Raw genomic sequence first — 23,735 nt, forward strand, 5'->3', positions numbered from 1 at the left:
AAGAGGCGCTTAAATAAGCGCGTTTATATTTCTTTCGTAGCAAATCTAAACATTTCCATGCAATTTGTCTCGAAGACTAACCTTCCCTCAGAACCAGCCCTAACAACAGAGAAAATTACTTTGGATGTTAGGGGTATGAAGTGTGCTGGCTGTGTAAAGGCAGTAGAACGCCAGCTAACTCAACATCCGGGAGTTAAAAGCGCTTGTGTGAACCTAGCGACAGAAGTCGCAGTCGTAGAATTAGAAACTGGTGCAGTACCGCCAGAAGCACTAGCAGAGAAATTAACATCGGCTGGATTCCCGACTCAACCTCGGAAATTACGCGGGCAAGGAGCAAGCGAGACACAAGGAATACCCAGCCTAGAAGAACGCCAGCGCCAAGAAATCAAGTCAGCGCGGCGGCAGTTGGCGATCGCAGCAATACTTCTGGTACTGTCAATTACCGGGCATATTGGCAGCCTTGGCGGACCGATACCGCCAGTTTTGCAAAACATTTGGTTCCATTGTGGCTTGGCAACTGTCGCCATACTTATCCCCGGTCGTCCAATTTTGGTGGATGGGTGGCTTGGGGTGCGGCACAATGCACCTAATATGAATACCCTTGTAGGATTGGGAACGCTAACAGCCTACATTGCCAGCTTAGTCGCCTTAGTGTTTCCCCAACTGGGTTGGGAATGTTTCTTCGATGAGCCAGTGATGATGCTGGGCTTTATTTTGTTAGGGCGTACATTGGAAAAACGAGCCAGAAATCGTGCGGCTGTCGCCTTTAAAGGATTGCTCGCCCTCCAACCGCAAGTAGCCCGGTTGATAGCGAAACCAAAAACAGAGGAAGATACGACTCTTACAGTTTCTGCCAATAGGGAAGTTGTAGAAATTCCTGCTGAAGTCGTGCGTGTTGGTGAATGGTTGCAAGTTCTTCCCGGAGATAAAATTCCCGTTGATGGTGAGATTGTAGACGGACAAACAACTCTAGATGAGTCGATGCTGACTGGAGAAGCAATGCCAGTTATCAAGCAACCGGGAGATTTCGTAGTAGCAGGGACAATAAATCTGTCAGGAGCGATCGCAATTCGAGCCACTCGAACAGGAAGCGATACAACCTTAGCTCAGATTGTTGCCTTAGTAGAAACAGCCCAAACTCGGAAAGCACCCGTACAAAAATTAGCAGACACAGTAGCAGGATACTTTACCTACGGGGTATTGACAGCCGCGCTGTTAACATTTGTTTTCTGGTACTTTTTCGGCACCCACCTTTGGCACGATTTAAGTGTGTCCGTTGGAATGAACACCGCTCATCATTCCCTCACCCCCTTACCCCCTCACCCCCTCACCCCCTCACCGCTTCTTATCAGCCTTAAACTAGCGATCGCAGTTATGGTAGTTGCTTGTCCGTGTGCTTTAGGGCTGGCAACACCCACAGCTATACTTGTTGGGACAACTATTGGTGCGGAGAGAGGTCTTTTAATCAAAGGTGGCGACGTTTTGGAGAAAGTACACCTTCTAGGCACTGTTGTTTTTGATAAAACCGGGACTCTGACAACAGGTCATCCTGTCATAACAGACTGTATCCCCGTTTGGGGAGACAAGGGAGAAAATTCCACCTTGTCTCTCAATCGCCAATTTCTGCTCAAAATAGCAGCCGCTGTGGAAAGTGGAACAATTCACCCGCTGGCAAAAGCGATCGTACAAGAATCACAAAAACAAGGTTTGCCAATCCCCAATGCTACGGATTTTCGTACAGAACCTGGATTTGGTGTATCTGCTCTTGTGGAAGGGAGTTTGGTGCTTTTGGGTAATAGCGACTGGTTGCACTGGCATGGAATTGAGATCGGCGAAACCATTGCACAACAAGCTCAAACACTAGCGGCGGATGGGAAAACAGTTGTTTTTATAGCATTTGAAGGCACTGTAGCCGGACTGATTGCTGTTCAAGACACGATAAGACCAGATGCCAAAGCAACAGTAGACAAGTTGCGCCAAATGGGTCTGCGGGTCATGATGTTAAGCGGTGACTCACTAGAAGCAGCAAAGACTGTAGCCAATCAACTGGGACTTTCAAGCACTGATGTTGTAGCTGGCGTTCCCCCTACAAAGAAAGCCTCTGTCATTCAAGAGTTACAGGGGGGAATAGAAAGTAGCGAATGGGGAGTGGGAATTAATTTGCCCAAGCCGAAGTCCCTCATTGCCATGGTAGGCGATGGTATTAACGATGCCCCTGCTTTGTCTCAGGCAGATGTAGGTATTACGTTACACTCAGGAACAGATGTTGCCACGGAAACATCTGAAATCGTATTAATGCGCGATCGCTTAACAGACGTGGTTGAATCCATCCAACTCAGCCGCGCCACTTTCAGTAAAATCCGTCAGAACTTATTTTGGGCTTTCGCGTACAACACACTTGGAATTCCCTTAGCAGCTGGTGTTCTGTTGCCCGGTTTCGGTTTTGTCTTAAGCCCCTCTGGTGCGGCTGCATTAATGGCTTTTAGTTCAGTCAGCGTAGTCACAAATTCTTTATTGTTAAGACGTTTTGCTCGCCCTGACTGAACTCTCACTGTAGAGGTATGATTTGACAAGGTTTCCCTATTAGCAGACTCACAAAAACAATCACGAGTAGAACGAAATGTTCTACTCTTTTAGGTGAGCATACAATATAACAGTATAAGTACTATTTAATTATCACTATAGTTTAGGGGCATGAGTGCGAGAGACGGGTACAGCTACAGTTTTATTCCGATTAATACCGATTAACGACGATTTAACGCTACCTAGTAACATGACAGAAAAAAATTCTCAACAAATTTTTATTGATAACAGTCCATCTGATTTAAAAAACGTGTCAATGGCAGCAGAAACTAATGAAAGTCATTTACTGATTATAGAAGACGACCAAGGACGTAAAGAGTTCACGTTAGATCGTCCTACTTATTCTATCGGTAGAGATCGGGAGTGCGATATTCGCCTTGTGTCACAATTTGTCTCGCGCCGTCATGCAACTCTCGTTAGGCTACCGCGTGATGATAAAAAACGGGGCTATTATTACCGAATCGTCGATGGTGATGCCAAAGGCAAAACGAGTTCCAACGGTTTAATGATTAACGGTCGCAAAATTCCAGCCCACGATCTTAAAAATGAGGATGAAGTTGTTTTTGGTCCGCAGGTTCGTGCCATTTATTACTTACTGCGGGACAGCATGCGGTCTACAGGACAGACAGATGCTAGTGAGTATGATATTACACTCATTAATCCTGGAATGACAGAGGATCTAGAAGACTGATAACTGAACTGTTGGCAGAAAATTTCTGCTGCTAGCTTGTATGCTCGCTCAAGCATTTTGCTACAAGCTAGCTAATTGAATTGCTAGCTCGAGCACAAGCGTTACCAGCGCTAATAACCTCAGCCAGCAAGACTTTCTATAAGATGCCAATGACGGCAATGTTCAATCTCCTGTTTGATAAACTCAAACATTTGTCGGCAGTGATTATCCAGTTGGAGAGGTAGTTCCTCGTTTTTAATCACAATGCTCATCCGCGTCTCTGTTTCAGTAGCCGAACTTTTATCAATCAACGCTTCCACCGTTACTAATTTAGAAAAGGGTACAGTCCCAGGAATCTCACGTGCCATTATGTAATCAGAAGTATAATATTGTACTTCTAGATTGCAGTCTTGTAGAAGTTCTACCATTAATGGCTGAAGATGGTTGAGAGCAACCGAAAGAATAAACGAACAGGTATAGCGAGCCATAATAGCCCCACGCCGTGCAACACTCCGTCCATCCTATAATATCCAACTACCCAATAGGCAAGTTATTACAGTTTAATTAAAAAGCGAACTGCTATTTAGAGGAAACAGAGAATAGGGAACAGTAGGGTGGGTGCTACCCTTTTAGGTAATATAGCGGAGAGTTCGGGAGTCATTGCTAATTGCTAGTAAAATAGGGGTCTGGTGAAGACTCGCAGTTAATAATGATGAAAGTAGCGATCGCTGGAGCAACAGGATTTGTGGGTAGTCGTTTGGTAGAACGGCTCCAGAAAGAGGGCATGGAAGTGGTTATTTTAACCCGTAGCGCTTCCTTTGCCCAAAAAGTTTTTCCATCTACAGCTTTTCCAAATGTTAAGGTTGTGACCTACACACCCACCGCATCTGGTTCTTGGCAAAGCGCCATTGCGAGTTGTGACGGAGTTGTTAATCTTGCAGGAGAACCTATTGGTGAGGGGCGTTGGACTTCAGAACGCAAGCAGGAAATTTTAAACAGTCGCAAGCTTGGAACGCAAAAAATCGTAGAAGCTATAGCTAGCAGCAATCCTAAACCAAATGTGCTGGTTAACGCCTCAGCGATTGGTTATTATGGCACAAGTGAAACAGCTACTTTTGATGAAACTAGCCCACCAGGTAATGATTTTCTTGCCCAAGTCTGTCAAGCTTGGGAAGCAGAAGCTCAAAAAGTCACCGAAGCTGGCGTGCGATTGGTTGTTTTACGCTTGGGCATTGTTTTGGGTACTGGTGGTGCCTTAGGTAAAATGATTACTCCATTTAAACTCTATGCGGGCGGTCCTATTGGCAACGGTCAGCAGTGGTTTTCGTGGATTCATGTAGATGATGTTGTTAACTTGATTTTACAGGCTTTAACCAGAACTGATATGCAAGGAGTCTATAATGCAACAGCTCCTTCTCCAGTCCGCATGACAGAACTCAGCAAAACTATGGGACAAGTTATGAATCGTCCCTCTTGGTTACCCGTACCTTCCTTTGCAATAGAAGCCCTTTTAGGAGAAGGAGCGATAGTTGTTCTGGAAGGTCAGCAAGTGCTTCCCAAACGCACTCAAAGCATTGGCTTTCAGTACAAATACCCCTCGGTTGAACCGGCACTAGCGCAAATTTTGAAATAGGGCTAATGGCTAATTGCTAATGGCTAATTGCTAATTGCCCTCCCTTGTATCTCAGGAGCACAGACGCTTCGCGATGCGAAGCTATGCCCGCAGGGCTATACGCCCTATCTCAGGAGCACAGACGCTACGCGTTGCGAAGCTATGCCCGCAGGGCTATACGGGTTCGCCAGTCCCCAGGGCGCGGGAGACCCGCCTATGGCGCATTCGCGCCACGCTTCGCTATCAGGGCTGGACTCACCAGTTGCCAGGGCGCGGGAAACCCGCCTACAGCACTGGACTCACCGCCTACAGGACAGAACTCACCATTAGCCATTAGCTATTAGCTATTAGCCATTAGCCAGTCTTCCATTAGCTCTTCTGAAATTTCCTAGACACCCAACTGGTAATTCCACTGACAAGAGCGCCTGCCATTAGGATGCCAATAGCTGGATTAAATACGGGTTGCCACAGCTTGTACCATAAATCTAAGCCAAGTGCGACTCCGCTTGCTTGGCCGATTGCTGCTACTGCTAACCATGCAAAGCCAAACAAGACCAGAAATACGTCCGCAACTAGGATAAAGTTGAGCCAGTTTATGAATTTATCTTTCATAAGAAATTGGGAAATGATAGTTAGCGGTTAGTTGTTATTTGTTAGTAGTTTACAATTACCAACAACCAACCACTAACCACTAACCACTACTCAGGAAACAACCAACCTTTAACTTTTTTCAAACTTTGCCAATCTGGTTTTCTGTTTAAGCCATCTTCTATGCTGCTTTTGATTTCTTCTTGCCAGTCAGGATTTACAAAGATCAGCTGGTGTGCAAAGTCAACGTGCTCGCGCAAACCTTTTTGACCTGTTTCTAACATTGCAACAGCAAGATTGACCCTTGCTTGAGGGTCTTGGGGATTCAACTTGACAGCTTTTTGAGCGGCTTTGAATGCTGCGTTTGCTTTGTCGTTTAACAGATACAGCCATGCCAAGCACGTCCAAGCAGCGCTGTTTTTAGGGGCGCGATCGCAAATTTCTTTAAATACAGGAATTAAAGTCTCTGCTGATTCTCCAGCTTTATAACGTTCTAATCCTGTATCAAAGAGGGTTTCAACTGTTTGAGTCATTTGTCTGAGTCACGGGTCATAGGTCAGGTGGTTACACACCAAACGATTTACCACAACCACAGGTTTGGTTAGCATTGGGGTTGGAAAACTGAAAGCCACCACCAATCATGGCATCGCTATAATCTAGTATTAAACCATAGAGATATAATAAGCTCTTGCGATCGCATACAATTTTGAAGCCGTCATAATCATAAACTTCATCGTGGGGGGTAATTTTGCTGGGGTCTTCAAAATCCATTAAGTAAGACATTCCAGAACAACCACCTTGACGAACTCCGACCCGCAAGCAGAGGTCTGTACCTTGCCTATCTCGCAAGAATTTTACCTGTTGCAGTGCGGCATCGCTAATTTGAATTCCCTTTTGTTGAGGTTGAATGGCTTGTGTCATATGTTTGTTTATACTCCTTACCTCGTTTAAGCTTAACCATACCGCAGCAGAGTGAGAGAATTAAACCTACATCCTGCCGCCAATGTGAGTTTCTCACGCCTTTTTTGCTTCTATTGTAGCGACATTAGTGCCCCGAGTTGGCAAATTATAAATACTCCGTTAAAAGCAGGCCAAGATTTTTATTCTAGAATTGAGAGATTCGGTATGTAAAAATTCAATATTTTTGAAATTTATGCTTTGTAACGGTTGTTATCCGCGCTCGCAAAGCGCAAGCTGTACCCAGTTTATCGCTCTTCACAAATAGCCAGGGCTTTTGGCTCTGGGTATTTGTATAACCCAAAAATTGATTTCTTTATTATTTTTTTGATGAAATGACTCTATGACAAGTTTTAATCGCTCTACCAGTCGTCGGCTGAAGAAATTAACTCAAATTCCTTCTGTATGGGAGGGCGATCGCCGTCCGTTGTTATCACCGCCAAGCCAAAGCCTGGAAACCGAGGTCAAGGGTGAGTGCATTTTGTGGGTGGACGGCACGCAGGGTATTGTCCGGGGTATGGATGTAGTAGCACCAGAAACCGGTCCGGAAGCAGTTGTTCGTACCTTGATGCGAGCAATGGAGCATCCTCACAGTCCGGCGAAACCTGCTCGTCCCCAAAGAATTGTGGTTAGAGACAGAGAAATTCAATTCTACCTGCGCGGAGTCCTCCAAGATTTAGACATAGCAATAGAATATTCACCAGAATTGCCGTTAATTGACGAATTATTTCGTGGGTTTGCTGAAATTTTGGATAGCCAAGTTCCTGACTTACCCCCACAGTACGTACAAGTGCTGCGAGAAAAAGCATTTGCCATTTGGCAAGCAGCCCCTTGGGAATTTTTAGAAGAACAGCAAATTTTATCAATTGAGATCGATCGGTGGGATGTCGGAACTCTTTATGCCAGCGTTATGGGTATGCTGGGTATGGAATACGGAATTTTACTATATCGCTCTGAAGAATCGTTAAAACAGTTTCGAGCCACAGTTTTAAGAGATGATGAATTACAGGGGCGTTTAGAAGAAGCTTTTCTCAAGCAGGATTGTCTGTTTCTCACTTTTGAGAGTACCGATGAAATAGATGATGAAGATGATGAGTTTTTCGATTTAGCAGATTTGTCACTTTCAGACATAGAACCCACCTTCGGTAATATTCATCCATTAGAAGGGTTGAGATCGGTTTTATATGATGAAGAAGCACTCGTGGTCTTCGTAGCGTTAGAAAGCTTATACCGTTTTATTCGGGACTACCGTCGCCAACTAAGTGATGACACTTTCCCCACCCTCAGTCGTCGCTACCGCATTACTCTTCCTGAGTCATCAAATAATGACCCAGGAAAGTCAATTCCTGTTGTTGTCTCTACCATGCCACAGTTAGCAGAAGAGTTAGAGGAAATAGCGGGTTTCAGTTTTGATGATGACGATGATTATGATAGTTATGAAGACGATGAAGACGATGAAGACGATGAAGAAATGTCTCTGTTTCAGTCATTACGAGATGATGTGATACCAGAAGATTCATTCATCAGTTTAAGTGTTGTGTCTTGGGAAACTTTGGATGACTTGCGGAAGGGATCGAACTACCATAAGATTGGTGAAATGACACAAGTAGGTGATGGATTACCTGTCATATTAATTCAAACATCCCGTCCTAAGGCAAAGACCCTAATTGAGAACATAGAACAAGCAGGTGGTTTAAAGGGGATCGGTTTTAATCCTGGTGCAGATCCTTTTGACGAGCAAGATTACGATTTGGGTTTGTTACAAACTGAAAATGACGAATTGATTTTGTTTGGTGAGTTTGAGGATGATGACCCCGTACATATAGAAGACCGACAAAAGTGGAATCAGCGATGTAAAAATACTAAGGGATACTGCGGTTTGGTGATTGCTAAAGGATTAACCGGCTCTTCTCGTGGTAATCCTCAGCCACGGGATATGATGGCTTTGTTTGAAGCGAGATTCCTTTCACCTAAAGATATAGGCATTGGAACTTTACAACTCATGCCTCAACTGCAATTTGAGTAACTGAAGGAAGAATAAAAGATGAAAAATGAAATTTGTTATCCTTCCTGATGCGACATTTCGTCCATTCCACAAGACAATTATTTGTGTTGCAGTCAGCGAAACCCTTTATATTTGAACGAACACAAACCCGGTTTCTTTTAGAAGCTGGGTGAGTTTCTATAAGACTGATTCTCTCAATATCGTAAGTTCGATGAAGTCATAACAGACTTCACTGTATTACACCCCAAACCTCTCTCCTTATGGGAGAAGGGCTTCAAGCCCCGATTGTTTTGGAGTTGCTCCTTCGTTACTTTAGACTTACCCAAAGTTAAACTGTCGCGCCATAATTTGCATATTCTAAGTTTTTGGAAAAACTCAGTCAAACCCTCCCCTTCAACCAACGTGAGAACATGAAATGCTTCACAGCTGACCCAAGAAGGCCAAACATTTCTCGTTACTGGTCTAGCTGAACTCTAAAGCTGAATTCCTGCTTCACCCTGATGATTTTGGCATCATCCCGTGTTCTGAGAGATTGCGGTACGTACAAGTTAGATTTACCCCTTGAATCCTCCCAATACATTGGAGAGAGGTTTGGGGAGAGGTTTGATATTCAGTTCCCTCCCCTTTCACGCTTGAGGTCTAAGGTGGGGTAAAACTGACACTCAAACCTTTATCTGACAAATCTTTCTGACTGGTAGGTACACTGTCAATACTTATCGGGTTTTGCCGTTTTTTCCTCCCCCGCACAAAGTTGCTTGTCTCTCGCGACAATTTTCGAGAGATCTTGCAGTATTGGGCACACTGTAGCTTTTTCAGAGAAGCTTGCTGCACCATTGTAGTTTTTTCGACTTGTAGTAAGTAGCGTTGATTTAGAGGTCTCTCAATGTGTTCCTTTCATCAAGGGAATTTGTTCACTAATTGCAATGAAATGCATTGCTGAGTTCGCTGGTGTAGCTGCAATTTCGTTCTTACTAGAGCTAAAAAACTAGGTTTCTTAATGTTAAGTCAAGTTTGGTTCTAGCAACAGGAGAAATTCTAATTGAATAACATGTAACTTAGATTCATAAAGATAAGTAAAAAAGTTTTTTAATCCTTGTTTCGAGTCTATCAAAAATTCATAAACTACCGTAAATTAAAGAAGGTTTAATTTTTTTAACAAAAATTGTAAAGAGTAAGTAAAGACTTAAAATCTTTAATAAAAGGATATACAATGTGGTAATTAGACACTTTAATTCGTACCTAATTATGGAAGTCTGTGATATCTATTATGGATAAGTAAGAAACCTTCTAACAGAAGAAGCTACGCTGAAATTTTTCATGAATATCTGTATTTTTCAATACAATGTGCCGATCGAATATTGACTAAGAGTGGTTATGAATATCTGACCGTGCAACAAAGAAAGTAATTGTCTGGTGTGTTGCTATCGATTTTCAATGAACGGGAGATGCAGTAAGAATCTCACGAGCCACAAACGTTCTTGTTGGCTCCACCATAAACCAGCCTGTAAATGCCATGCTCCGGGTTGATGGCATATCTTTTTTTTTACAAGGTGCTCGGCTGATTGCTGTTAGCTAATTCTAACAACGTACTAAGCCTCACAATACTAAAATTTGTCTCTTGCTTGATAGAAGATTTTGTCATCAAATTTATACAATTTCTTTATGAAGCAAAGACAGCCTGTTGCTAACTTGATTCAATTGGCAGCAGGTGTACTTTATTTTCACACTTTGTTAGTACATTCGGTTGTTGTACTCTCTATACTCTATCGAAAAATGAAAGATACATTCACAAAACCAAACAAAGTTTTTAGTCTTTACCAAATTACTTGTTTCCTGACAAAAACTCTGATAAGTTATCCTTTTCATCTCTAGTTTGTTCCCTTAGATGATGTTAATAACCAGCAAATACAACAATAAAATGACAAATAAAAAATGGGCTGTAAAACGTATCACTGTCAATTTAGCAACTCAGGAGGCAGAAAAACTGGAAAAGTATTGCCGTCAGACTGGTAGACCAGCCACTGACGTGATCCGCGAACTTATCCGAGCCTTACCAGTTAACGATGATTCCAAGGACGTCACTAACAACTAAGACAAAGCTTGTTAACAGTTAATGCTCAAAGCTTAACAATCAACTGTTAACACCCGTTGGTACGAGGCGCAAATTCCGACACCAACCCAGTTACAATTTGTAAAGAAACTGAGAAGGAAAAACGGAATGCGTGTTGCAATCATAGGTGCGGGACTTGCTGGACTAGCAACCGCTGTAGATCTAGCTGATGCTGGCTGTGAAATCCAGATTTTTGAGTCCCGTCCGTTTGTTGGAGGAAAGGTTAGTAGTTGGGTGGATGGCAATGGCAATCATATTGAAATGGGATTGCACGTCTTTTTTGGCAACTACTACCAACTGTTGGAATTGATGAAAAAAGTGGGAGCGCAAAATAACTTGCGTCCAAAAGTTCACACCCATACTTTCATCAATAAGGGGGGAAAGACAGGAGAGCTAGATTTTCGCTTTTTTATGGGTGCGCCTGTTAACGGATTAAAGGCGTTTTTTACAACTTCCCAACTTTCAATCTTGGATAAGTTGCAAAATGCTGTGGCTTTGGGAACTAGCCCGATCGTCAGGGGTTTGGTTGACTTTAACGGTGCAATGCAAAACATTCGCGACTTGGATAAAGTCAGCTTTGCCGATTGGTTCCGACGTCACGGCGGTAGCGAGGGTAGTATCAAGCGGATGTGGAATCCAATTGCCTACGCCCTTGGCTTTATTGACTGCGAAAATATTTCTGCTCGTTGTATGCTGACTATTTTTCAGTTGTTTGCTGTCAGGACAGAAGCGTCGAAACTACAGATGCTGGAAGGTTCTCCCTATGAGTACTTACACAAACCGATTGTGGAATACATTGAAGCTAGGGGGACGAAGATTTATACACGCCGTCAAGTGCGAGAAATTAAATTTTCTGGGGAAGGAGAACAGACTCGTGTCACTGGTTTAGTCGTAGCAAATGGTGATACAGAAGAATTAATAACTGCTGATGCTTACGTTGCTGCTTGTGATGTTCCAGGAATTCAGCGAGTGTTGCCTGAAGCGTGGCGCAAGTGGTCTGAATTCGATAATATATACAAATTGGATGCCGTGCCAGTAGCAACCGTTCAACTGCGGTTTGATGGCTGGGTTACAGAATTAAATGATGCAGATAAACGCAAACAGTTAAAGCAAGCAGCAGGAATTGACAATCTACTCTATACTGCAGATGCTGATTTTTCTTGTTTTGCCGATTTGGCTTTGACTAGTCCGGCTGATTATTATCGGGAAGGACAAGGATCTTTGTTACAGCTTGTGCTAACACCAGGAGATCCTTTTATTAAACAAAGTAATGAAGCGATCGCAGCCCACGTTCTCAAGCAAGTACACGAGTTGTTTCCCTCCTCGCGAGAGTTAAACATGACCTGGTATAACGTGGTCAAACTCGCACAGTCTCTCTACCGGGAAGCACCGGGAATGGATATTTATCGTCCGGGACAAAAGACACCAATTCCCAACTTCTTTCTTGCAGGGAGTTATACGCAGCAAGATTATATCGATAGTATGGAAGGTGCTACACTTTCAGGCAAGCGTGCAGCAAAAGCGATCTTGGAGACTGTGAAGAAATAAACCGCAAAGAGAAGGGCGCAAACAAATAATGGCAGATTGGTTAGAACACAGCGTACAAGTAGAAGTAGAGGCTCCTATTGATTTAGTATGGGGTCTCTGGGCCGATTTGGAACAGATGCCTCGCTGGATGAAGTGGATTGAATCTGTTAAGGTTCCGCCGGAGAATCCAGATATATCTTTGTGGACATTGAATACTGGTGGTTTGGAGTTTACTTGGAAATCTCGAATTCTCAAAGTTGTTCCAAACCAAATCATTCAATGGGAATCTGTGGATGGGTTACCAAATCGGGGAGCAGTGCGTTTTTACGATCGCCGCGGGAGCAGTATTGTTAAACTTTCTGTTGCCTATGCTATCCCCGGTATTCTTGGGAAAATCATGGACAATTTATTTTTAGGGCGAGCTGTAGAATCAACTCTTCAAGCGAATATGGAACGCTTTAGAGAGTATGCAATTAAGGAGAAATCTTCTTGATGGCTAATGGAAGACTGGCTAATGGCTAATAGTTTATGAAGCGTTAGCAGATGGCTATTAGCTTTTACTCTCTTGGATTGCCAAACAAATTATTGTCAACCATTTACACTATTGCGGAACTCGATTGAATACGAACGCAGATGATATTTCTATAATTTTATGTTTGGGATAACGCGAACATAAAAGTATTTTCTAAAGTCCACACAGGTGGACTTTGTTTGTAGCTAGTTACAATGACTCATCAACCATTAGCTATTAGCCAGTCTTCCATTAGCTATTAGCCAGTCTTCTATTAGCTATTAGCTATTAGCCATTAGCCATTAGCTAATAGCTATTAGCCATTAGCTATTAGCCATTAGCTATTAGCAATTACCAAGTCGGATCGCTAAATAAATTAATGGTCAACTGTTCGCGATCCGGAGGAACTGAACTAATACAAGCGCGGATAGTATCTCCATCTTCTATATCGATCGCGCAAGCAAAACATGAACCCATCAGACAACCTGTAGGAATAAATACACCTGCTCGATCTGCAACATCAAGCAGAGGTTCTCCGACTTCAGCATCAATGGCGACATTATCAGGTAAAAAATGGACGCGAACAGTCATAGCAACTACCCTAAGATAAAAATGCTGTTAGGTCTAAATGGCGTTCAACTTCTATAGCAAGGGAATCTAAAATGCCTTCTCTTTGTTCCCGATAATTGGCAACACCAGTCGGTAAAGATTTTAACCCCCTTTGTTGGCGCAGGCGATTTAACCAAGCGCGTCGCCAAGGACCGTTATCAAATATACCGTGGAGATAAGTTCCCCAAACCGACAGACAACTATCTACTAACCCTAAATTAGCATCATCAAACAGGGGATGGTATGCTTGAGGGTCTACTCCTTGAGTTTCTGTACGCGATCGCCCTTGATGAATTTCAAATCCGACAACGGGTAAGCCCATTTGCGGATAGTTTGATGTCACTTGTCGCTGGCGGGCGATTTTTTGTCCTGTAATGACAGTTTTGATGGGTAGTAAATTCAATCCTTGGTATCTACCGGCTTGTCCTTCTATCCCTTCTGGATCTGCTATCATTTGACCCAGGATTTGATACCCCCCACAGATACCCAAAACTGTACCCCCGGCGGCGGCGTAGTGCTGAATTGCTTCTGCCATTCCGCTTTTTTGCAGTATTAACAAGTCGGGAATTGTGGTTTTTGTACCAGGGATAATGACTGCATCGGGATGTCCCAAATCTTGCTTGGGACTTAAGTATTTGACTGTAACTGTAGGTTCTGATTCTAGAGGATCGAAATCTGTAAAGTTAGAAATTCTTGGCAAGCGGATGACACTGACATTGAGTTCTGTGTTCGATTTTACTACTCTCCTGTCTAGCAAATCGAGGGAATCTTCGGCAGGATATATATGTTCTAAATAAGGAATCACTCCCACAACAGGAATACCAGTCCGTTCTTCCAACCACTTTATCCCTGGTTCGAGAAGCGATCGCTGCCCTCGGAACTTGTTAATGACTATACCCTTAATTAATTGGCGTTCATCTGGTTCCAATAATTCCAGAGTTCCCACAATATGGGCAAAAGCGCCCCCTCTGTCAATGTCTACAACTAATAAAGCAGATGCGTTTAAGTGTTTTGCCACCCGCATATTAGTTAAATCTCGATGTTTGAGATTGATTTCTGCTGGGCTTCCCGCACCTTCGCATACAAGTAAATCAAATTCCGTACTTAAGTGCTGTAAAGATTCTTCAATAGCCCGCCAACCGACATCAAAATATTGTTCGTAGTAATCTGAAGCATTCACTCTACCCACATACTTACCCTTGATGATGACTTGAGAAGTCATATCTCCTTGGGGCTTTAATAAGATGGGGTTCATTTCTACCCAAGGTACAACTCCTGCAGCCCATGCTTGCACTGCCTGAGCATAACCAATTTCGCCACCGTTGGGGGTCACATATGCATTTAGCGCCATGTTTTGACCTTTAAAGGGAGCCACTCGCCAACCACGGCGTGACAACATACGACAAATAGCTGCAGTTAACAACGATTTTCCTGCGTGGGATGTCGTTCCCAATACCATAATAGCTTTCATAAGTCAACGTTCCATCATAAATGGTTAGTAGTCAATGGTCAATAGTCAATGGTCAATAGTCAACTGACTCTGACTATTGACTAAACACCAACATAATCGGGTAGCAATGGTAAAGACTTCATGAAAGAAGTTACAGCTTCCGTATTTATTGTTCCCCTTTACTCCCAACAATTAACAATAACCAGTTAACTGCATACTGTATTACAAGGGTAATTTCAACCAACGAATTGCAGTATCATAAAGGCGATCGCTCCATGAGGGAGCTCTCCAAGGTGTCTGATGGCATTGTTTTACTAACTGACGACCCAAAGGAGTCAGGCGGAAGCTATCTGTAATTCCCTGACCATCTACTTCTCGGCGCAATACACCCACTTGAATCAGCCAGACCAGATCGTTATCTGCGGACAATTCTGACGCCAACCGTTTTGTAAAGCCCTTTTGGACACCTGTACTACCAGTTATCTCACTGAGTGCTACACTGCGAGAGAGCATTGTTTCAAACAAATTAAGCTGAAATGGAGAACACACTAGCGCTCTCTCTGCTCGTTCTATGGTTTTACGAGGGTAGGTAAAGATTTTAGGGCTTGGGGAATTGGTAACAGACATTCTTGCTCTCTCGATCTATTTTCTTTACTGAGAGATATCTAATGGCCGCAACACAAGCAGCACTAGAGGACTAGTTTAGGAGATACTCATATTTTATTTTACTACAAAGGCTCTGTTGGGGAGTTCTGCAAGGTCATTTCCTACCAACAGTTCAAACTATTACCTTAAAAGAAGTACATAAAATTTGTTACAATGACCCCTGCTAAGAAAAATAACCTCTGTATTTAGGAGCAACACTCACACTATGCCTTTAGCAGTTGGTAGCGATGCACCGAACTTTTCCGTTAAAGACACAAACGGTAACACCGTTTCATTGTCTGATTTCAAGGGCAAAACAGTGGTTTTATATTTCTATCCCAAAGATGACACCCCAGGTTGCACCAAGCAAGCTTGTAGTTTTAGGGATGCCAGCACCGAGTATCAGGGCAAAGACGTAGTAGTTTTGGGAGTTAGTGTGGATGATGAGGCTTCCCATCAGGCATTTACCCAAAAATACAATCTGAATTTCCCACTACTTGCTGATACCCAAAAAACTCTCGTGAATGCTTATGATGTCGATGGTGGTGGTTATGCCAAACGCGTTACCTACGTGATTGATGGTAACGGTAAAATCATTCACGTTGATTCTAGTGTAAATACATCCACCCATGCCAGCGATGTTTTGACTGCATTGGGTTTGTAACTGTTTCCAGAAAAATATAAAGTAAAGACGCGCTACGGCGCGTCTCTACAGGTTCTGTTGGCAATATTTTGGTTTTTTGGACTTGGCTGGCGATCGCCAATCACTGCTGGTTGGTCACTGGAAGGACTGGTTTGTTTTGTTGTTGTGCTCCTTGTTGCTGCAGCAGGTATTGCTGCTTTTTCCTGAATTCCGCAGTAGCATCATTGAGTTGTTGGTCTTGTTGTTTTGAATCCCAAACAGTACTGCCTTGATTAAATCGATGAATGAGATCGAAAAGACCCAAATTATCAACTTCATCGGAACGAGGTCCCAACGGATCGTTACCTCGTTGTGGATCGAGATCTTGCAAAATACTTCTTCCCGTATCCGCTAGGGTAAACTGTTGCCCTAGGATGGTAGTAAAGCTCATGCCTGCAACAGCTATAGCAATCAGCCCTTTTATTGGTAAAGACAGAGTTTTCATAAAAAGTGTCGAGTATGAAGGATGAAGTATGAAAGATAAAGAATCAAGTACGGATGAGTTATTTATCCTTTATCCTTTACCCTTCATACTTTTTATCTTATGCCAGAGTTTGTCGCAATCGAGGTTGAATACTCAATAGTGCGACAATAGCAAAGCCAAACAATACAAGTAATGCACTTCCAAAGGTAACATCACCCCAGAAAGCATGCATGACTACACTGTTTAAGCCCCAATCTTGATGGACGTATAGATAGCGAATTGGTTCAATCGCATAGCTGAGGGGATTGAGAGCAGCGACAACTTGTAACCAACCCGGCATAAATGATAAAGGAGCCAAGGCGGTACTGGCAAACAACAACGGTAAGTTGCTAACAAAAATAACTGCAATCAGTTCAATGTGTCCGGGTAAGGCAAAAGCCAAGCCCAAGCTGATAGCAGTGACACCGAGTGCAAGCAAGAAGACAATTAAGGTGATAATTCCCAACCCTGCAAGATCGGGGACGCCCGCACCAAGAAAAGCCGCAGCTGTGACAATTACAGCTGCTTGTATCAAGCTTTGGCTGATGATAAAAATTGCTGAAGCTAAAACGATGGAAAACCGAGAGGCTAGAGGTGCAACTAACAACCGATTCAAAAAACCAAATTCTCGGTCGAACATCACGGGTAAACCGGCATTGAGAGCTCCAGCAAATGCTGTAAAAACAATAACCCCAGCACTTAAAAATTGACCGTAATTTGTTGTATTGCCAAAAATCCCTTTTGGTGCATTTTGAAATAACGCGCCAAACAATACCAACCACATCACTGGCTGAATAATTCCTGCAATTAAGGTTGAGGGACGCCGAGTCAGTTGAATAAACAGGCGACGAGTTAAAGCTAAAGTTTCTTGAACAAATTCATTGAACACATTGGGAGACGCATCGGCATAACTTTGAGGTGATACGACTTGTTGCCAGTTGATATCCGATTTTGGAGGTAAGACAGTGCCACTCATAATAATTGCTTGCTAATTGCTAATTGCTAATTGCTAATAGAAAATTAACTATTAGCCATTAGCTATTTTCTATCTCATATTTTGTTTTTTCTCAGCTTTTGGATCGCGAGTTGCAACGGCTGCAAGTTCTGCATCCATTAGGGTTCTTCCCGTCGCTGCTAGGTAGACATCGTCTAAGCTTGGACGAGATTGGGCTATACCAAAAATTGGTAACCCTGACGAATTTAGGGATTGCTGGATGGTAATTAAAGCATCTTGTTGCGGTGTGACTACTAAGTTAAGGGAGTTCCCTTGAGCGCTGTTGACAATCACTTCTTGAACAAAAGGCAGCGATTGCAGTAGTTCTTTAGCAATATTTGCTTCTTCGATGGGTGAGAATTCGCGGATGCGTAAAGTAATGCGATCGCCTCCCACTCTATCTTTTAATTCGGATGGTGTTCCAGTCGCAATGACCACACCTCGGTCAATAATCGCCACGCGATCGGCTAAAGCATCAACTTCTTCGAGATAATGGCTGGTAATGACTACTGTTGTTCCCGCTTGGCGTAACTTTTGCAAGAAATCCCAAACGACAAAACGGCTTTCAATATCCAGTCCTACTGTTGGTTCATCCAAAACTAAGACGTCTGGTGCATGGAGCAATCCTGCTGCTAAATCCAAACGCTTGCGTAAACCGCCTGAGTAAGTGCCGGTCTTTTTATCGGCGTATTCCTGCAAGCCAAGTAATTCCAGCACTGTGTTTATGCGCTGCTTGGCAACTGTACTTGGTAGGTGATAGAGTGCTGCTTGTAGTTGTAAAAGTTCTTTTCCTGTCAGAACTTTATCTAATGCAACTTCCTGAGCAACATAACCCAAGCGTTTCCTCGCCGCTCTGGGATTGTCTAATACAGAGATACCAGAAACCTCAATTTTTCCAGCATCGGGAGTGGTGAGAGTACACAAAGAACGCAAAGTTGTTGTTTTCCCTGCACCATTGGGACCAAGCAAACCAAAAATCTCGCCCGGTTCTACCTTAAAGGAAACGTCCTTTACGGCGACCACCGTGCCGTAGCTTTTTTTTAAATTTTCAATGAAAACGGCAGGAGCCATGACAGCTTGTCCTAACTATACAATTCTCAACAAACACTATCTTCATTGTAGTTGAGTACAGTGGGGCTATGCGAAGACGAGGTTTTTCTTAAGGAAATATGACCGATGAGCAGTAACCACCGACCGCTGAGTGCTGGTCTCGTTCTGGTGGCTCCCCGTGGGAATGTATAGCTAGGGGCTCCGCCTCTAGTTTGCGATCGCGTGCGGAGGTAACCATGAAAAAACCTTAACCCTTAACCCCTTTTCCTATCCTATACATAGAAAAAAGTTTTGCATTGCTGTATTTTGAAAGAAATTGCAAATGATGCAAATTATAAAATCGGGAGAATCTGACCATGGGTTCCAAAAAAGCGATCGCCTTATTTCTTTCTTTGGGTTTAGCAGCTACCGTCAGTGCATGTAGCGGTGCAACTGAAAATGGTGGTGAAGGCGGTGAAGGTGGCGAAGGTGGTCAAACAACAGCGCCAACGACTCAACCAACTGCAACACCTACAGAAGGTGGTGAAGGTGGTGAAGGTGGTGAAGGTGGTGAAGGTGGTGAAAGTGGTAAAGGTAAATAATTAGGTCAACGGGCGACTTCGTAATTCATAATTACAAATTACGAATTACGAATTGCAGCGAAAGCTGATTGGCCCTTATTTTCAATTCAACATATGATTCTTTGCATTGATAATGTTCTCACTTCTGATGAATTAGATTTTCTTGTTTCAAAGCTTAAGAATGCTGAATTTATTGATGGTAAAAACACGGCAGGATGGCACGCTAAGTTAGTCAAGAATAATATGCAGTTGCCAAACAATGATCTCACACAAGAGATGAGAGGAATTGTTACGCAGGCACTAAAACGCAATCCTTTGTTTCAAGCAACAGTCAGACCTAAAATTATTCAACCCATCATATTTAGTTGTTATGAACCGGGAATGTACTACGGTTCCCATACTGATAACGCACTGATGGGGGATGGAACTTTCACTCGTTCTGATGTGTCATTTACTCTGTTTCTTAGTCCTGCGTCAAGTTATGGGGGTGGAGAATTAGTCATTGATACATCTTTGGGAGAACAAACTTTTAAACTGGATGCAGGTTCGATGATTGTTTATCCATCTTCAACGTTACATCGAGTCGAAACAGTAACTGATGGTATAAGACTTGCAGCTATATCTTGGGTACAAAGTCTGATTCGCGACTCCGCAGAACGAGAAATTTTATTTGATTTAGAGACTGTTCGGCAAGTGATATTTCAGAAATATGGTAAAACCCCAGAGTTTGATTTAATTAGCAAAACCCATGCCAATCTACTTCGGAAATGGGTTGATGTATAAGCAATCAATGTCCGAGATTCTATTTGACATATTACCAGAAGAAAGGCAGAGGGCAGATGGCAGATGGCAGAAGGAAAGATTTTTATTCTTTAGACAAAGGTAAGTCATCTGTGCTTCCGTTCGCGAAGCGTGTCCGTAAGGACATAGTTTGCCCGGAGGGAAACCAACGCCAGTCCACTCAACGGGGGAAACCCCCGCACGTGGCTGGCTCCTCCTTGCAACTTCTCTCTGCCAGATGGTTTAAAGCCCCTTAATTTATTTGTGGGGATTACATGAATGCCCTCTGCCCTCGAAATAGCTGACTTCTTAATTTTGCTGACAATTGTCCATCCCACCGAAAATTTTTTAGAAAGAATTTAAGGTTTCTATATTTATTAGAGAATGTTTTAAAAGTGCTTGCTGAGGTATCCAAAATTTTAGAACCTCATAAAGTCTCCTGAAAAAAGTTATTTTCTCCCTCGTTTTCAAGAGATTTAGGGAGAGATTTTGAGACAACGATAGACTTTACAAACATCCTCTTAAAGATTTTTGGAGAAAATCAATGAAATTCAATTTTCGGAAAATTCATCGAAAACTTGCTCCCATTCTTTTCCTACCACTATTAGCAAGTGCCTTAACTGGAATTGCCTATCGTGTAGGAAGATATTGGTTTAATATCCCGAATCAAGTAGCCGATTTTTTAATGGTGATTCATCAAGGTGAGTATCTCGGTCAACCATTAGTACCTATTTACGTGCTCTTAGTTGGTTTGGGGCTGATAGGTATGATTGTGACTGGTTTGAGCATGACCGGATTATTTGGAAAAAATCTCCCTTCGCCAAAAGCATCAAAGCTTGATTTTCGCAAAATTCACGGCATTCTTGCTCCCATTACGTTTTTGCCCTTGGCTGTCAGTGCATTAACGGGAATTTTGTACAGATTGGGTAGAAATTGGTTCGGTATGCCTGGGGAACAAACCGCACTTCTTTTGAGAATTCACCAGGGGACGTATTTGGGTCCGCATCTTCGAGTATTGTACGTGATTTTAGTTGGTTTGGGGTTAGCCGCAATGCTGATTACCGGAATTAATATGACTGGAGTATTTCGCAAGCGTCCAACAGCGACCAATGACCGATGACCTTTGCACGGGTCATTGGCGGGCTACCTTTCCATTTAGCGATTGGGTTGGCGCAGAGCCTCCAAGTACTTACGCAACAATATATAGATATTTTTGCAAGCCATTGAAATCGCTGTACTCCAGTACTGTTGCCCGTTTCCTGTTCGGAGTTCCCTCTCTTAATTAAATAATCTATTGTACATGACCACTTAGATCTGCATTCTCCACTGGAGCCACCGGAACGAGAGGGGTCTTGGTCATTGGCGGCTAATAAGTCTTCTTTGTTATATGAATTCTTCTATCTTTAGATATAAATTTCATCTATACTAAGCTGCGGTAAAGTTTTATGAGGAATTTTTACAGAGTTTAATACAATAGTAATATTCCCCAATAAGTATTTTTGCTCAACGCCATGATGATGGATGGATTTCCTTGGCTGACCGCGATTGTCCTGTTGCCACTCGTTGCTTCTACGCTTATTCCATTGCTACCTGATAAAGACGGCAAACGAGTGCGATGGTATGCCCTCGGTGTGGGTATCGCGGATTTTGTTCTGATGTGCTACACCTTTTGGAAGCATTACGATGCAAGCAGTGCGACTTTTCAACTCGTGGAGAAATATGCCTGGTTGCCTCAGATAGGTTTGAGTTGGGCTGTTTCAGTCGATGGAATATCTGTTCCCCTCGTACTGCTAGCAGGGTTGGTAACGACGCTCTCAATGTTTGCCGCATGGCAAGTTAATTTGAAGCCTCGCTTGTTTTATTTTCTGATGCTGGTGCTGTATGCCGCTCAGATTGGGGTGTTTGTTGCCCAAGATTTACTGCTGTTCTTCATCATGTGGGAACTGGAACTGGTTCCCGTCTACCTGCTTGTCTCTATTTGGGGCGGTCAAAAACGTCGCTATGCCGCTACTAAATTCTTGCTTTATACCGCAGCTGCTTCAATTTTTATTTTAGTAGCTGGTCTGGCAATGGCTCTTTATGGAGATAATTTGACCTTCGACATAGTCGAACTTGGTGCAAAAAATTATCCTCTTGCTTTAGAACTTTTGCTTTACGCGGGATTGCTGATTGCTTTTGGTGTCAAGCTGGCAATTTTCCCCTTGCACACCTGGTTACCAGATGCTCACGGTGAAGCTTCTGCTCCTGTATCGATGATTTTGGCTGGTGTCTTGCTCAAAATGGGCGGATACGGTTTGATTCGTCTCAATTTAGAGTTGCTGACAGATGCTCACATTTACTTTGCTCCCGTGCTGGCAACATTGGGTGTTATCAATATTATTTATGGCGCTTTGAACTCTTTTGCCCAAAATAATATGAAGCGTCGCCTCGCTTATTCGTCAGTTTCTCACATGGGATTTGTGCTGTTGGGTATTGCTTCCTTCACCGATGTGGGAGTGAGTGGTGCAATGCTCCAAATGCTTTCTCACGGTTTGATTGCTGCAGTGTTATTCTTCCTGGCTGGCATTACCTACGATCGCACTCACACGATGGCGATGGAAAGTATGGGTGGAATTGCTCAAGCCATGCCCAAAGTTTTTGCTCTATTTACAGCCGGTGCGATGGCTTCCCTAGCTTTACCGGGAATGAGCGGTTTTGTGAGCGAACTTCAAGTCTTTGTGGGTGTCACCACTAGCGATATTTACAGTCCGACTTTCTGCACTGTGATGGTATTCTTAGCCGCAGTGGGAGTTATATTGACGCCAATCTATTTGCTTTCCATGTTGAAGCAGGTATTTTATGGAACTGGTGCAAAACTCACCTGTGATGTTAACAATGCAGGGTTCGAGAATCAGGAGGATGAAGGAACTGCTTGCTTTGGAACAGACTGTCTGTTACCTGCTGAGTCAGCATACAGCGATGCCAAACCTCGTGAAATGTTTATCGCCGCTTGCTTTCTGGTGTTGATTATTGGCATTGGGGTTTATCCCAAGTTGGCTACGCAATTGTACGATATGAAAACTGTTGCGGTAAACACTCAGGTACGCCAATCTTATGTCCAAATCGCTCAAGAGAATCCCCGGATATACGCAAAGGATTTTATTTCTCCACATTTTGGGGAGCCTGAAATAGCAACTGTTTCAAGCATTGTTAAGTAAGACTTTGGTGCGGTTTACTAGATATGTAATAAACCGCAGATGGTGTGTACTTGATTAGCATTAAAATTACTATAAATTTGAAAAACCTGGTTGTTTAAGCACAATCAGGTTTTTCTCGTCTTGTAAATTACAACAAATATATTCGGATTACATTAATTAATTTCTGCAACTTGACTTAAGCGTTGCTGCTGTAATTCAATATCGTCACAATATCTAAGAATATGTTTTAGAGTCCGAAATGCCCCTGATTTTGTTCTTTCAACCCAATATTCAGGAAAGAAAATTTTTGAGCACAAAGGAATAATTAAATCAACCAAATTCTTAGCAGTCAGTGTTTGTGTTTATTGTATTTCAGTTTAGAGGGAGGCGATCGCGTTGTATACTTGCCTGTATTCCCCTTCGGTTACAACAACCCCAGTTTAAGAGCAATCTTCTTTCAAGCTGGGTTCAGATAAACTCGACAGAATCACAACTCCAGTTGCGGTTATTGCCAATGCCGATAAGATAGCATTGCCTAAATAACCAACTTGTGCGTAGACGACTCCTGCGATCGCACCCCCAAGCCCACCGCCTACTTGTCCGATCGCCACCACCAAACTCATGAGAGAACCGCGACGAGCATCGGGAACAAGGGTTGTCAGAAGTGCTTGCAGTGGGCTTAATCTTAATGCCAGTAGCATCATTATCAAGAAAAAGACAACGTAAGCCGAGAGTATATCAAACACAACGAAAGGGGTCACTG

24 protein-coding genes are annotated in these 23,735 nt (G+C 43.0%); 12 read left to right on the forward strand and 12 right to left on the reverse strand.

Features of this window, described 5'->3' with window-relative positions:
* Window positions 1-57: 57 nt before the first annotated feature.
* The gene (locus AB0756_RS22565; protein WP_050046864.1) at window positions 58-2,544 is read left to right on the forward strand and encodes a heavy metal translocating P-type ATPase; all 2,487 of its coding nucleotides are present in this window, start codon (window positions 58-60) and stop codon (window positions 2,542-2,544) included.
* A gap of 229 nt (window positions 2,545-2,773) precedes the next feature.
* Window positions 2,774-3,274 carry an FHA domain-containing protein gene (locus AB0756_RS22570; protein WP_038092143.1) on the forward strand — a complete coding sequence of 167 codons (501 nt, stop codon included), beginning with the start codon at window positions 2,774-2,776 and terminating at the stop codon, window positions 3,272-3,274.
* 119 nt (window positions 3,275-3,393) lie between these two features.
* On the opposite strand, the gene AB0756_RS22575 is transcribed toward AB0756_RS22570, so the two are convergent.
* Window positions 3,394-3,741 (reverse strand): hypothetical protein, encoded by a 348-nt coding sequence (locus AB0756_RS22575; protein ID WP_038092145.1) that lies wholly within the window; start codon window positions 3,739-3,741, stop codon window positions 3,394-3,396.
* A 224-nt stretch (window positions 3,742-3,965) separates the two neighbouring features.
* Here AB0756_RS22575 and thyD point away from each other — a divergent pair, with 224 nt between their 5' ends.
* A complete protein-coding gene (thyD, locus tag AB0756_RS22580) occupies window positions 3,966-4,886 on the forward strand; it encodes a thylakoid membrane protein ThyD (protein WP_038092147.1) in 921 nt (306 codons plus the stop codon).
* Window positions 4,887-5,234: 348 nt separating this feature from the next.
* Here thyD and AB0756_RS22585 read toward each other — a convergent pair whose 3' ends face one another.
* From AB0756_RS22585 to AB0756_RS22595, 3 genes are all read right to left on the reverse strand, one after another.
* Window positions 5,235-5,477, reverse strand: coding sequence for a hypothetical protein (locus AB0756_RS22585; RefSeq protein ID WP_038083263.1), 243 nt, complete (start codon window positions 5,475-5,477; stop codon window positions 5,235-5,237).
* Between the two features lie 86 nt (window positions 5,478-5,563).
* On the reverse strand, window positions 5,564-5,986 hold the full coding sequence (locus AB0756_RS22590; protein WP_038083265.1) for a tetratricopeptide repeat protein: 423 nt from the start codon (window positions 5,984-5,986) through the stop codon (window positions 5,564-5,566).
* A 31-nt stretch (window positions 5,987-6,017) separates the two neighbouring features.
* Window positions 6,018-6,374 (reverse strand): HesB/IscA family protein, encoded by a 357-nt coding sequence (locus tag AB0756_RS22595; RefSeq protein WP_038083268.1) that lies wholly within the window; start codon window positions 6,372-6,374, stop codon window positions 6,018-6,020.
* A 379-nt stretch (window positions 6,375-6,753) separates the two neighbouring features.
* On the opposite strand from AB0756_RS22595, the gene AB0756_RS22600 reads away from it, so the two are divergent.
* The 4 genes from AB0756_RS22600 to AB0756_RS22615 all read left to right on the forward strand — a co-directional run bounded on the left by AB0756_RS22600 (window position 6,754) and on the right by AB0756_RS22615 (window position 12,545).
* Window positions 6,754-8,436, forward strand: coding sequence for a DUF6930 domain-containing protein (locus tag AB0756_RS22600; protein WP_038083272.1), 1,683 nt, complete (start codon window positions 6,754-6,756; stop codon window positions 8,434-8,436).
* Window positions 8,437-10,333: 1,897 nt separating this feature from the next.
* A complete protein-coding gene (locus AB0756_RS22605; RefSeq protein ID WP_038083275.1) occupies window positions 10,334-10,507 on the forward strand; it encodes a ribbon-helix-helix protein, CopG family in 174 nt (57 codons plus the stop codon).
* A 126-nt stretch (window positions 10,508-10,633) separates the two neighbouring features.
* Window positions 10,634-12,073 carry a 9,9'-di-cis-zeta-carotene desaturase gene (gene zds / locus AB0756_RS22610; RefSeq protein ID WP_038083278.1) on the forward strand — a complete coding sequence of 480 codons (1,440 nt, stop codon included), beginning with the start codon at window positions 10,634-10,636 and terminating at the stop codon, window positions 12,071-12,073.
* A gap of 28 nt (window positions 12,074-12,101) precedes the next feature.
* Window positions 12,102-12,545, forward strand: a complete 444-nt coding sequence (locus tag AB0756_RS22615; protein ID WP_038083282.1) for an SRPBCC family protein — start codon at window positions 12,102-12,104, stop codon at window positions 12,543-12,545.
* Between the two features lie 369 nt (window positions 12,546-12,914).
* Here the strand turns inward: AB0756_RS22615 and AB0756_RS22620 are convergent, their stop codons facing one another.
* The 3 genes from AB0756_RS22620 to AB0756_RS22630 form a co-directional block, all read right to left on the reverse strand.
* A complete protein-coding gene (locus AB0756_RS22620; protein ID WP_038083285.1) occupies window positions 12,915-13,154 on the reverse strand; it encodes a 2Fe-2S iron-sulfur cluster-binding protein in 240 nt (79 codons plus the stop codon).
* A gap of 10 nt (window positions 13,155-13,164) precedes the next feature.
* On the reverse strand, window positions 13,165-14,643 hold the full coding sequence (gene cobQ, locus AB0756_RS22625; RefSeq protein ID WP_038083288.1) for a cobyric acid synthase CobQ: 1,479 nt from the start codon (window positions 14,641-14,643) through the stop codon (window positions 13,165-13,167).
* Between the two features lie 201 nt (window positions 14,644-14,844).
* Window positions 14,845-15,249, reverse strand: a complete 405-nt coding sequence (locus AB0756_RS22630; RefSeq protein WP_050046866.1) for an Npun_F0494 family protein — start codon at window positions 15,247-15,249, stop codon at window positions 14,845-14,847.
* A gap of 244 nt (window positions 15,250-15,493) precedes the next feature.
* On the opposite strand from AB0756_RS22630, the gene AB0756_RS22635 reads away from it, so the two are divergent.
* Window positions 15,494-15,931 (forward strand): peroxiredoxin, encoded by a 438-nt coding sequence (locus tag AB0756_RS22635; RefSeq protein ID WP_038083291.1) that lies wholly within the window; start codon window positions 15,494-15,496, stop codon window positions 15,929-15,931.
* 100 nt (window positions 15,932-16,031) lie between these two features.
* Here the strand turns inward: AB0756_RS22635 and AB0756_RS22640 are convergent, their stop codons facing one another.
* The 4 genes from AB0756_RS22640 to AB0756_RS22655 form a co-directional block, all read right to left on the reverse strand.
* Window positions 16,032-16,394, reverse strand: coding sequence for a hypothetical protein (locus AB0756_RS22640; RefSeq protein ID WP_038083294.1), 363 nt, complete (start codon window positions 16,392-16,394; stop codon window positions 16,032-16,034).
* A gap of 97 nt (window positions 16,395-16,491) precedes the next feature.
* Entirely contained in the window at window positions 16,492-17,388 is an 897-nt protein-coding gene (locus AB0756_RS22645) for an ABC transporter permease (RefSeq protein ID WP_038083296.1), read from the reverse strand.
* Window positions 17,389-17,457: 69 nt separating this feature from the next.
* Window positions 17,458-18,477, reverse strand: coding sequence for an ABC transporter ATP-binding protein (locus tag AB0756_RS22650; protein ID WP_038083299.1), 1,020 nt, complete (start codon window positions 18,475-18,477; stop codon window positions 17,458-17,460).
* An 88-nt stretch (window positions 18,478-18,565) separates the two neighbouring features.
* On the reverse strand, window positions 18,566-18,694 hold the full coding sequence (locus AB0756_RS22655) for a hypothetical protein (protein ID WP_272899781.1): 129 nt from the start codon (window positions 18,692-18,694) through the stop codon (window positions 18,566-18,568).
* Between the two features lie 118 nt (window positions 18,695-18,812).
* On the opposite strand from AB0756_RS22655, the gene AB0756_RS22660 reads away from it, so the two are divergent.
* The 4 genes from AB0756_RS22660 (at window position 18,813) to AB0756_RS22675 (ending at window position 22,993) form a co-directional block, all read left to right on the forward strand.
* Window positions 18,813-19,037 (forward strand): hypothetical protein, encoded by a 225-nt coding sequence (locus tag AB0756_RS22660; RefSeq protein ID WP_038083302.1) that lies wholly within the window; start codon window positions 18,813-18,815, stop codon window positions 19,035-19,037.
* 93 nt (window positions 19,038-19,130) lie between these two features.
* Window positions 19,131-19,799, forward strand: coding sequence for a Fe2+-dependent dioxygenase (locus tag AB0756_RS22665; protein ID WP_038083304.1), 669 nt, complete (start codon window positions 19,131-19,133; stop codon window positions 19,797-19,799).
* Between the two features lie 541 nt (window positions 19,800-20,340).
* A complete protein-coding gene (locus tag AB0756_RS22670; RefSeq protein WP_038083310.1) occupies window positions 20,341-20,916 on the forward strand; it encodes a PepSY domain-containing protein in 576 nt (191 codons plus the stop codon).
* 391 nt (window positions 20,917-21,307) lie between these two features.
* Window positions 21,308-22,993 carry an NAD(P)H-quinone oxidoreductase subunit 4 gene (locus tag AB0756_RS22675; protein ID WP_038083313.1) on the forward strand — a complete coding sequence of 562 codons (1,686 nt, stop codon included), beginning with the start codon at window positions 21,308-21,310 and terminating at the stop codon, window positions 22,991-22,993.
* A 419-nt stretch (window positions 22,994-23,412) separates the two neighbouring features.
* Here the strand turns inward: AB0756_RS22675 and AB0756_RS22680 are convergent, their stop codons facing one another.
* Window positions 23,413-23,718, reverse strand: coding sequence for a hypothetical protein (locus tag AB0756_RS22680; protein WP_336604383.1), 306 nt, complete (start codon window positions 23,716-23,718; stop codon window positions 23,413-23,415).
* Window positions 23,719-23,735: the final 17 nt, after the last annotated feature.

The organism is Tolypothrix campylonemoides VB511288_2 (assembly GCF_045999855.1).
GTDB lineage: Bacteria > Cyanobacteriota > Cyanobacteriia > Cyanobacteriales > Nostocaceae > Scytonema > Scytonema bouteillei_A.